The sequence below is a fragment of the Sulfitobacter noctilucicola genome (assembly GCF_000622385.1).
GTDB classification, from domain to species: domain Bacteria; phylum Pseudomonadota; class Alphaproteobacteria; order Rhodobacterales; family Rhodobacteraceae; genus Sulfitobacter; species Sulfitobacter noctilucicola.
Genome location: NZ_JASD01000004.1, coordinates 1 through 10064 on the forward strand (window position 1 = coordinate 1; position 10064 = coordinate 10064).

The 10064-nt window shown below is 57.1% G+C and carries 8 protein-coding genes; 6 read left to right on the forward strand and 2 right to left on the reverse strand.

The genetic code is table 11. The features are described 5' to 3' along the window. The coding region (locus tag Z946_RS0101080) for a DUF1045 domain-containing protein (protein ID WP_025053904.1) at positions 1-298 on the forward strand (298 nt) is incomplete at its 5' end. On the opposite strand, the gene phnN is transcribed toward Z946_RS0101080, so the two are convergent. Beyond that, positions 280-825 (reverse strand): phosphonate metabolism protein/1,5-bisphosphokinase (PRPP-forming) PhnN, encoded by a 546-nt coding sequence (gene phnN / locus Z946_RS0101085; protein ID WP_025053905.1) that lies wholly within the window; start codon positions 823-825, stop codon positions 280-282. The two genes, Z946_RS0101080 and phnN, sit on opposite strands and share 19 nt — an antisense overlap. A 182-nt stretch (positions 826-1007) precedes the next feature. On the opposite strand from phnN, the gene phnF reads away from it, so the two are divergent. The 5 genes from phnF to Z946_RS0101120 all read left to right on the forward strand — a co-directional run bounded on the left by phnF (position 1008) and on the right by Z946_RS0101120 (position 5975). After that, positions 1008-1727, forward strand: a complete 720-nt coding sequence (gene phnF / locus Z946_RS0101090; RefSeq protein WP_025053906.1) for a phosphonate metabolism transcriptional regulator PhnF — start codon at positions 1008-1010, stop codon at positions 1725-1727. Positions 1728-1797: 70 nt separating this feature from the next. Continuing rightward, the gene (locus tag Z946_RS0101095; protein WP_025053907.1) at positions 1798-2646 is read left to right on the forward strand and encodes an arsenate reductase/protein-tyrosine-phosphatase family protein; all 849 of its coding nucleotides are present in this window, start codon (positions 1798-1800) and stop codon (positions 2644-2646) included. After that, positions 2643-3641 (forward strand): ArsJ-associated glyceraldehyde-3-phosphate dehydrogenase, encoded by a 999-nt coding sequence (locus Z946_RS0101100; protein ID WP_025053908.1) that lies wholly within the window; start codon positions 2643-2645, stop codon positions 3639-3641. Before Z946_RS0101095 ends, Z946_RS0101100 begins: the two co-directional genes overlap by 4 nt. Beyond that, a complete protein-coding gene (arsJ, locus tag Z946_RS0101105; protein ID WP_025053909.1) occupies positions 3638-4900 on the forward strand; it encodes an organoarsenical effux MFS transporter ArsJ in 1263 nt (420 codons plus the stop codon). The genes Z946_RS0101100 and arsJ overlap by 4 nt, the downstream gene beginning before the upstream one ends. A gap of 511 nt (positions 4901-5411) precedes the next feature. Next, complete coding sequence (locus Z946_RS0101120) at positions 5412-5975, forward strand: Panacea domain-containing protein (RefSeq protein WP_025053910.1); 564 nt, start codon at positions 5412-5414, stop codon at positions 5973-5975. Positions 5976-6601: 626 nt separating this feature from the next. On the opposite strand, the gene Z946_RS0101125 is transcribed toward Z946_RS0101120, so the two are convergent. Continuing rightward, positions 6602-10057 (reverse strand): porin family protein, encoded by a 3456-nt coding sequence (locus Z946_RS0101125; RefSeq protein WP_025053911.1) that lies wholly within the window; start codon positions 10055-10057, stop codon positions 6602-6604. Positions 10058-10064 lie beyond the last annotated feature (7 nt).

The following is a 10064-nucleotide window of genomic DNA, read 5'->3' on the forward strand; positions in this document are numbered from 1 at the left end:
CAGCTTCAGAGCGCCGGCAAGAGAGGCAGAGCTGGCGCGTCGGCGTAAGGCCGGATTGAGACCACGACAGGAGGCTCTGCTGTTGCAATGGGGCTATCCTTACGTGATGGAGGAATTCCGGTTTCACCTCACGCTCACGGAACGGTTGCCCAAAAGTACGATCCCTTTGTGGACCGAGAATGTCACACACCACTTCCCTACGCTGCCTGCGCCTTTTGACGTGGACCAGATTGTCCTCTCCGGAGAGCGTGAAGATGGACGTTTCGAACTGGTGCATCGCTACACCCTTGCCGGCTGAAGCAGTGCGACCCCGCGGGCAATCGTCTCTAACAAGGGGCCATCGTTGGGTAGATGGATAACATCTAGCCCATCGGGCAAAGGTTTGTCCGCCTGCGAAAGCCTGCGGGTGATCTCTGCCTTTGTCTCGCGGCCACGTGCAGTCAATCGGCGGGCGAGGGTGTCAGGGCTTGCTGTGATGTTCAGAACGGTAAGGCGGGGAAATACCTCTGCGGCTTCGGCAAGCGCGTCTCTAGAGAAATTGGCAAGGCAGTCGGTTCCTTTTCCGAGTTGATACTTCACCGTGACCGGAATCCCGTAATAGAGACCATGCGCACCCCAGTGCACCGCGAAGGCCCCATCGTTTTTGAGCGTTTCGAATTGCGCCACCGAGACTGAATCATATTCCTCGCCCCCTAGTTCCGGCGCGCGCGTGATAACGCGCCGAACCAGATGCATTTGGGGCAGGGCATCGTGCAACCCAGCCAGAACACTGTCCTTACCGACACCGGAGGGACCGACGATCGCAAACAGCTTTCCCGTACTCATCGTGCAGCAGCGCGGTTGAGAGGGCAGGGGGCATCGGGCCCATCCAGCAATAGGGCTCGCCACCGAATGCGACGTTTTGGTCCTATCAAGGTGTCTTTCATCTGGACAACTTTCGCATATACTATACAACTAGACATATGGTACCACTTTTGCGTGACAGTGACAGGGAAGTTTTGTGAATTTTGAGTAACACCGTGAAAAAGACCCCGATCTGGAAGGCCATTGCAGACGCGCTCCGCGGTGATTTGGCAGAAGGGCGCTACCGCACAGGGGAGCGGCTGCCGACCGAGGCGGCGCTTGCGGATCGCTTTGGCGTCAACCGGCACACCGTGCGCCATGGTATCTCTGCTTTGGTAGAGGAGGGGTTGGTGCACACACGGCGCGGGGCAGGGGCCTTTGTAGCCGCGACACCCACGGACTATCCCATCGGCAACCGTGTCCGGTTTCATGAGAACCTGATCGCCGCCGGGCGGAGACCGGAAAAGCAAATGCTGATGCTAGATGAGCGTGCCGCCACCGCCGGAGAAGCACAGGCCTTGGAGATTGCGGCGGGTGATCCGGTCTGTGCGTACCACGGTCTTTCACTGGCTGACGAACATCCGGTCGCGATTTTTGAAAGCATCTTTCCCCTGGTGCGGCTTGTGGGGATTACACAAGCATTGAAAAAAACGGACGGCGTGACGGCAGCGCTCCGATTGGTCGGGGTTGATGATTTCACACGGGTCTCTACGCGGCTGACGGCAGTTCGCGCCACAGCTACGCAAGCGCTTTTGTTGCAGGTTGCCGAAGGTGATCCACTGTTGAAGACAACAGGTGTGAACCACAGCGATCTTGGGCAGCCGGTTGAATACGGGCGCTCATGGTTTGCAGGTGACCGGATCACGCTGACGCTCGAAACCTGAGCGGGCATTAATCCGCACTGTTACAAAACCTTCATTAGGCGCAGCGCGTTAATTCATATAATCGTGAATTATGAAAACACTGATTCCAAATCGTCTTGCCACCCTTGGTCATCCGCAGCGTCTGGCCCTGTTCCGGCTGCTGATGCGGCGGTATCCGGACCGTGTTCCGGCAACCGAACTGGCGCATGCACTAGGCCTGAAGCCGAACACGCTTTCGACCTATGTGAACGCGATGATGCAGGTCGGTTTGATCAGCCAGCAACGTGTCGGCACCTCCCTGCGCTATGCCATCGACCTTGATGCGGCACGTGAGACCATCGACTTCCTCTCGCAGGACTGTTGCAGGGGCCGTCCTGACATCTGTTCGTTCAACCCTTCTTCCGGACCAATCGGAGACCTTCCAATGACCGACCGCAAGTACAATGTCCTGTTTATCTGCACAGGGAATTCTGCCCGCTCAATTTTTGCCGAATGTATCCTGCGGGATCTGGCAGGGGACCGGTTTGTCGCCTACTCGGCGGGGACCAAGCCGCGCTCAACGCTCAATCCATTCGCGCTCAATGTGTTGGAGCAGAAAGGCCATGATGTGTCGGCGCTTTGGTCCAAGAATGTGACCGAATTCCAGGGCCCTGATGCGCTAGCGTTTGATTTCGTATTTACCGTCTGCAATCAGGCGGCGAACGAGGAATGCCCGTCATGGCCGGGCCAGCCGATCAGTGCGCATTGGGGGCTTCCCGATCCGGTCAAAGCTGAAGGGTCCGATGCGCAGAAAAGTCTCGCCTTCCAGCAAACCTATGGCGCGTTGTACAATCGCATGACCGCTTTTGCGGCATTGCCCCTGGCATCGCTGGACCGAATGTCACTGCAAAAAGCCGCTGATGAAATTGGCCAGATCAAAATTGAAGGACCATCCCTATGACTGTTTATGCTATCAATGGCCTTGGCCGGATCGGGAAGCTCGCGTTGCGGCCATTGTTGGAACGTGGTGCCAAAATCGCATGGATCAACGATGCGGTCGGCGATCCGGAAATGCACGCACATCTTTTCGAATTCGATACTGTGCACGGGCGCTGGCAGGCCGATTTCGGATATGACGCAGAGAGTGTGACAATCGACGGTGTAAGGCTGCCGTTTATCGGGACCCGCGACATTGCTGCGCTGCCGCTGGACGGCGTTGATGTTGTGATCGACTGTACGGGCGTCTTCAAAACCGAAGCGAAGCTGGCACCCTATTTCGATGCGGGTGTCAAGAAAGTCGTTGTCTCCGCCCCGGTAAAGGACGCGGATGCGGCGAATATTGTTTTTGGTGTGAACAACGACGTCTACGAACCTGACCGCCACGCGATTATCACGGCGGCCAGCTGCACGACGAACTGCCTCGCGCCGGTTGTGAAGGTCATCCATGACAATCTGAAAATCAAGCACGGCTCCATTACGACAATCCACGATGTGACCAACACGCAAACCATTGTGGATCGACCTGCCAAGGATCTGCGCCGCGCACGGTCCGCGTTGAATTCCCTGATCCCGACATCAACCGGAAGTGCGACGGCAATCGCATTGATCTATCCCGAGCTTAAGGGCCGGTTAAACGGTCACGCTGTCCGGGTACCTTTGCTGAATGCGTCCCTCACGGATTGCGTGTTCGAGGTGGAGCGCGAGACGACAGTGGAGGAAGTGAACGCGTTCTTTAAGGCGGCATCAGAAAGCGCGCTGGCAGGCATTCTTGGTTACGAAGAGCGTCCGCTTGTGTCCGCCGATTACACCAACGACACACGCTCCGGCATCGTTGATGCGCTGTCGACAATGGTCATCAACGGAACGCAGGTAAAGATCTATGCGTGGTATGACAACGAGATGGGCTATGCGCACCGGCTGGTAGATGTGGCATGCATGGTCGGGGACCGTCTGTGACCCATGCAACCACCAGAGCTGAGGGGCTGTCGGCCTATATCGCTGTAACAGCCGCCTACTGGGCATTTATGTTGACAGATGGTGCGCTGCGTATGCTGGTGTTGCTGCATTTTCATACGCTCGGGTTTTCGCCGGTGCAGCTGGCTTATCTGTTTGTGCTGTATGAAATTGCCGGTGTTGTGACGAACCTTTGCGCGGGATGGATCGCGGCGCGGTTCGGGTTGGCGGCGACGCTGTATGCGGGGCTGGGCCTTCAGGTGGTTGCGCTGCTGGCGCTGTCGCAGCTCGATCCGGCTTGGGCGGTCGGTACGTCGGTGATTTTTGTGATGCTCGTGCAGGGGGCAAGCGGTGTTGCCAAAGACCTTGCAAAGATGTCTTCAAAGTCGGCGGTCAAGCTTCTGGCCCCTTCGGCAGATGGTGGGTTGTTCAGATGGGTGGCCTTGCTGACGGGTTCCAAAAACATGGTGAAAGGCGCTGGCTTTCTGCTGGGGGCGACCTTGCTGGCGCTCTTCGGATTTGTCTGGGCGGTCCTGGGGATGGCCGCGATCCTTGCGGCAATTCTGCTGGCGGTTCTGATCGCGATGCCGTCCGGATTGCCGAAAGGACGCCGGGGCGTCAAATTCTCAGAGGTTTTTTCGAAGTCGGCCAACGTGAACTGGTTGAGCGCGGCACGGGTGTTCCTGTTTGGCGCACGGGATATCTGGTTCGTGGTTGGCATCCCGATCTATTTCTACGCGGTGTTGTCGGATGGCACGGTCGAAGGCAACAGGACGGCGTTTTTCCTTATCGGCACATTTATGGCGGGCTGGGTGATCCTTTACGGTATCGTTCAGGCCAACGCGCCCCGTATTCTGCGGGCGCAAAGCCGCCCCGAAGATGAGTTGATAACCGCCGCACGCGGTTGGGCCTGGTCTCTTGCGGTGGTGCCTCTGGTGCTGACCTTTGCCGCCGCCCTCTCTGACGGTTCGCAGATCTGGCTTACTGTGACACTGGTGATCGGATTGCTGGTTTTCGGTGCCATCTTCGCCGTCAATTCGTCGCTGCATTCCTATCTGATCTTGTCCTTTACCCAAGCAGAACGGGTCACCATGGATGTCGGGTTTTACTACATGGCCAATGCAGCGGGCCGTCTTGCAGGCACGCTTCTTTCGGGGCTGACCTATCAGGCTGGAGGCTTGCCTCTGATGCTTGGTACCGCTGCGGTTATGGTGGGGGTATCTGCGGTTACGGTTGGCTTCCTGAAGGTGGAGCCGGGTTAGGGTCTGTTTGCGAGATATTTTACATAAATAGAATTATGGGTGGAAAATTGCGGGGTGGCACATTCCATACTGGGTTGCGAAAAATCCCCTATCTTGCTGGAAAGCAAGGAGAATGAAAGATGGCCCACAGCGAGCTAAACCTGCGCGAACGGCGCGTGATAAAAGATATGCTGAACGCCAAGATATCGGTGCGTGAGATCGCGGCGTAGCTATTAGCAGACCTTGGTGGTAGGTGCAGCATGGTGGATGTTGTACCTGAGCCGCGAATGGCCGCTTCCATGTCTTTGAAATGATGCCCTTGCAGGTGCAGCGAATGGACACTCTCCGCCCTTGATGTCGGTCGACACGAACGGCCCTTTGCGGTCATTCGTGCTGTTCAGCTCGAATGACCTGTTCCTCGATGTGGATGTCACAGTGGGCAGCGATCCGATCACGATTTCTTAGGGAAACTTGCTAAATATGCTGTGCAGTGCCATATGATTGGTCGAACGGAGGCTCAAGGAATCCAACCATGTCGTATGATCCGCGCAAAGCTGCGCAGACCATTGCATATTTTTCCATGAAAAATGGAGGTCTACCGCTTCACGTAGTGAAAGCGGTTAAGTTGGTGTATCTTGCGGATCGTGAAAGCATCGCTCGATCGGGTTTTCCAATTCAAGATGAAACCCGAGTTTCAATGAAGCACGGACCGGTGAATTCGACGACATATTCTTTTATAAATGGAGAATATGATCCGACTGATTCCGGGTGGTCCGACTTTCTAAGTGATCGCTCAAAGCACCGCGTTGGGCTTTCTCGGTCGGACCTGACCGAAGACGATTTGGATGAACTGAGCGAAGCTGAAATTCAGGCTCTTGATTCAGTTTGGGAGCAATTCGGTTCTATGGACACTTGGGCTTTGCGCGACTGGACCCACGATTCGGATAATATTCCTGAATGGGAAGACCCAGGTAGTTCATCGAGTGAAATCCCCTTGGAACGCATGATGCATTCTCTTGCGATCAAGGAAGCAAATGCACAGGCCGACACTGTGAGAAGTTTGGGCTACGCTAAACATATCGTGAAGAGTCTTTGAGTTTGGATGCCTATTTACCGTGCGGGAACGCTTCTCATACCCTCTGGCCCTTCGCATGACCCTAACAAGAAGCATCTCCACGTAGTCTGTAATGATACAGACGATGATGGGAACAATTTGATCGTCCCAGTCGCCTCTTGGGCCAACAGCCTTTGCGACGACACTTGTATCCTCTCACCGCATGATCATGATTTTGTGCGGCACAAATCTTGGGTTGTTTATCGGAACTGCACAATTGTCGCAGCCTCGGGACTGGAAAACGGGATTGCAGAAAAGCTTATTGCCCCACATGCTGACATGAACGCGGCCGCTTTCTTACGTGTGCGCAATGGTGTTTGCCGATCAATACATACCCCAAGGAAAATCCAACGATACTTTGCATGTGCATAGGGCTTTGTTCCGGCGGCCAGTGCCAGCCGGACCCTCCCCCTGTTAAAGTCTTTGTAAGAGCTACTCATTGCGAAAAGGCGCCATTGGTGGAGGCTGCAGCGAACTACTGCTTCCCGCCCTTTCAGACAGTACAGGCCCCGTTGAGGCGCTTTAAACTGCATCGATTGACGTAGCACATTTGGGTGAGGAGATACTGCTCCCCCCTGCCCTGTCTCGCCTTTGCGTAGCGTGTGACCTTAGAACTTGGCGATGAAGTTCACAAAGAGACCTTCGTCGTCGAAGGTCAGGTCTGTCAGATCGTCTGAGAACCGTCCGGTGTTGTACCCGACACCCACTTTGACGTTCTTGCCGATATGGCGATAGGCGGCGCCCAGCAGACCGTATTCGGCCACTCCCGCATCCGTGGCCCGCAAATATCGGCCCTCCAGCAGCAGGTCCCACTTGTGCGTCAGGTGATACCGGGCGTTCACCACGCCAAGATAGGCGTCGTTGTCAGCCAAGGGGATATCCTCGTCGGGGCTGGATTGGCCCCAGCGTCCGCCGACCTTGGCGCCCAGTGTCCATTGCTGGTTCAGATCGTAGCTCATATCGAGCGACAGAACGTGGCTCACCTGACGTGGCCCGCGTTCGGTCGTGCTGTCGATCTGCTGGCCCACGGTGTCCTTGAGAAAACGGTACTTGAACAACACGTTAAGGCGGTCATTCAACACAGGCCTGTAGGCATAGCCCATCTGCGCATCAATATATTCGCCTGACGTGATCGAGGTGCCGTCCGTATCGGTATCCGCGTAATCAACCGAGAACAGCAGGCGCTGGTCTTCGCTGATCAGATAGCGGCCACTGGCGACAAAGAGATAGGCATCAGAATCGCGGTTGGCGCCCAACGTCTCGCCGCGATCCCGGCGGACTTCGGCACGGCCACTCAGGCTCAGCCCATGCTCGTTTTCGTACCGCGCACCAAATGACAGCGCCTTGCGGTCGAGGGTGCCGTCGATGGCCTCCACCGTGCCGTATTCGAAATTACCGGTCAGGGTAAGCGCCTCTGTGGTGCGGTATTCCACGCCATAGGTGCTGGTCAGGGACTTGTGGCGCCCGAACATATCATAGGTGTTTTCCCCATAAACATCGACGTTTTCGCCAAGTCTGCGCCGCCCACCGGCAACGAACTGGCCGCGGTCGCGACCCACAAGCGTCGCACCAGAGAACTCTCGCCCGGGATCAAGGGTATACCCCAGATAGACGGAGTTATCGTCCGCAGATGTGTACGTGAACAGAGCCGCACCTGCAGCGCCCAGCGACCCGTCGGAAATCTCGCCCTCAAAGGTCCAGTTCTCTGAGAAGCGGTAGCGAATACCAGCCCCTGCACGGTCGTTTTTCTCAAGCTCGCCCGAGCGTGCCAAAGTGGACTGGCCATAGACATACCACGCGAAATATTCGCTTTCGGTAAAGGTCGCGCGAACGGCAGCGTCTGTCCGGCTGCCGTTTTTGTTCGTGGTTCCCAGCGCAAGGCCCGGCGTGTTGCGGTCCAGATGTTCGACGCCGAAATCAAGCGTAAGACGGTCCGAGACGACATATCTGACCTCGGCACCACCCTCGCGGTCGGTCCGGCCGTTTTCGTCTTCAAAGCTGTCGTAGTAAACGCGGTAGCTCAGCCGCTCTGTGGGCTGCATATCGACGGATACACCCCAGAGTTCCTCATCCACCGTGGTTTGATAATCAAGCGTCGAAAAGCCCGCGTCGCGCGTCTCGAAGTAGGCGGCGATTGTGCCCGGTGTGGTAACACCGAGATCGGCGAGATCAACTTGCATGCGGGCGGCAACGCCGTCACCTGTGCCATCGACCACGCCGGCCGTCTCGCGGTTCTCAACGATCAAACCACCGTCGATGGAGAAGCTTGAGCCAAATCCCGGCCCTTCCGTCTGGGCATATTCCAGCGCGATAAAGCTGCGTTCGCTCAATTCCCACATCACATCGACCGACTGGGCGGTCTGGTCGGCGATGTCGGTCTGTTCAACCATGCCAGTGTAGCCAAGACGCAGGTTGTCGGTCACCCATGCCTCGGCGCGACCGCCGTAGGTATAGCCGTCGATGCCACCCACCGGAGGGGTGAAGGCATAGTTGGCCACCAGCACGACATCGTATTCTCCTGCCGGATCGCTGACGACGGTCCCTGAGGCAGCGGTACCGCTGAGCGGTTCAGTCAGGATGATCGTGCCCTGAATATAGTTAATGCGGTAGTCCAGCCCCGGCGTCAGCTGGCGCGTTTCAACCACCCGTCCTGTTGCCCGGTCGCGCAGCTGGATCGACAACTGTTCTGTGTCTACGGCAATGTCCTGACGCTGCAGAAAGTACACTGACCCGCCGGTCCCCAGAAACGTGTCGCGTCCGGGCAAACGGTCAGGATTGGCGGCATACCCTTCGACAGAGACGCGTGATTGCCCGCGCGTGGTCGTTTGCGGACTGCGGTAGACACCCTGCGCACCATAAAGCGTGCGTTCATCGCGCAGGTAATATCCGCCGTTGATGCGGGACTGGTAATTGCCCCACATGATGTGGCTGCCATTGCGCTCGGCGCGCACATAGAATTTGCCGTCGGTCGGGGCACCTTCTTCAAACGTGCTGTCGTCGCCGTAGACCGGATAGGCGTTCTCGCGCTGGAGGCGGATCAGGACATTGACGGGATCTTTCTCATCCAGATCGCGGAAGATGTTCTTGAGCTCGTCCTCGCCCGTATCGACCGAACCTGTCAGGATCCAGCCGTTCTGTGTCTTGCCCTTGGCGTATCCGGCAAGCCGACCATAGGTATAGGTCTTGTCGTACTCGGCACCCTGCGCATCCACACCACCTTCAAGGCGGTATCCTAGGGTCACATCTGCAATGGCGGTATAGAACCATTCGGCGCGCGGGATCAGAATGTCGCGCTCGATATAGGTATCTTCGCCAGCTCCGCTGACCTGCACCGCGATAGCCTGATCGCCTGCGGGCAGAATGCGTTGAATGACAAAGCTGCCGCCGGGATCGGGGCGCACGACTTCGCCTAATGTGTTCACCACGGCACCTTCGCGCACGTCCGTTCCGCTGACTGTCACCGCACCGCCATAGACAGGAATGCGGCGGATGCCTGCGGTATCGACGCCAAGCTCGGGTGGAGGTGCAGTGAAATCCGTCTCTTCAAACCCCGGCCCCGCCGGACGGAGTGGGAGCGGCACCGTTTCGTCAAAGCGGCCCTGCGCATCATAGACCCGATAGGTCATGATCAGGTTATCCCCTTCGGGCAGCACAAAAGACGCATCCCCATTGGGCGCGATAGGTGTACGGCTCAGGACACGCGGACCGCCACGTGCACCAAGATCGATCACCCGTACTTCGCCGCGTGTGACGTAGGCGGGATAGTTCATCTGGCTGCGTACGGTAACGCTGTCGCCTGCACGTGGCGGGCGTTCGTTGGTGACAAGCGCGGTCAGGCGTGGCTTTACCTCAAGTCCGTCGAAACGCACCTGAAGCTGCGCGCGGGCCAGGGCGATATCTTCACGCGCCTTGGTGGTGGATAACCTTGGATCGCCCGCAACCTGCTGGCCGTCGATGGCAATACTAAAGCCTTCCTGCGATTGCGCCTGCGTTGCCGCGACAAGAGCCAGCAGCGAAACGCTTGCCAGTGTCATGCGGCGTGGGGAGGTCATTATATGCTTCATGGCTCTG

Excerpts from the sequence above, each read along its gene's own strand:
- phnN (WP_025053905.1), bottom strand. The coding sequence starts at position 825 with ATGAGTACGGGAAAGCTGTTTGCGATCGTCGGTCCCTCCGGTGTCGGT.
- Z946_RS0101095 (WP_025053907.1), top strand. The coding sequence starts at position 1,798 with ATGAAAACACTGATTCCAAATCGTCTTGCCACCCTTGGTCATCCGCAG.
- Z946_RS0101100 (WP_025053908.1), top strand. The coding sequence starts at position 2,643 with ATGACTGTTTATGCTATCAATGGCCTTGGCCGGATCGGGAAGCTCGCG.
- Z946_RS0101120 (WP_025053910.1), top strand. The coding sequence starts at position 5,412 with ATGTCGTATGATCCGCGCAAAGCTGCGCAGACCATTGCATATTTTTCC.
- Z946_RS0101125 (WP_025053911.1), bottom strand. The coding sequence starts at position 10,057 with ATGAAGCATATAATGACCTCCCCACGCCGCATGACACTGGCAAGCGTT.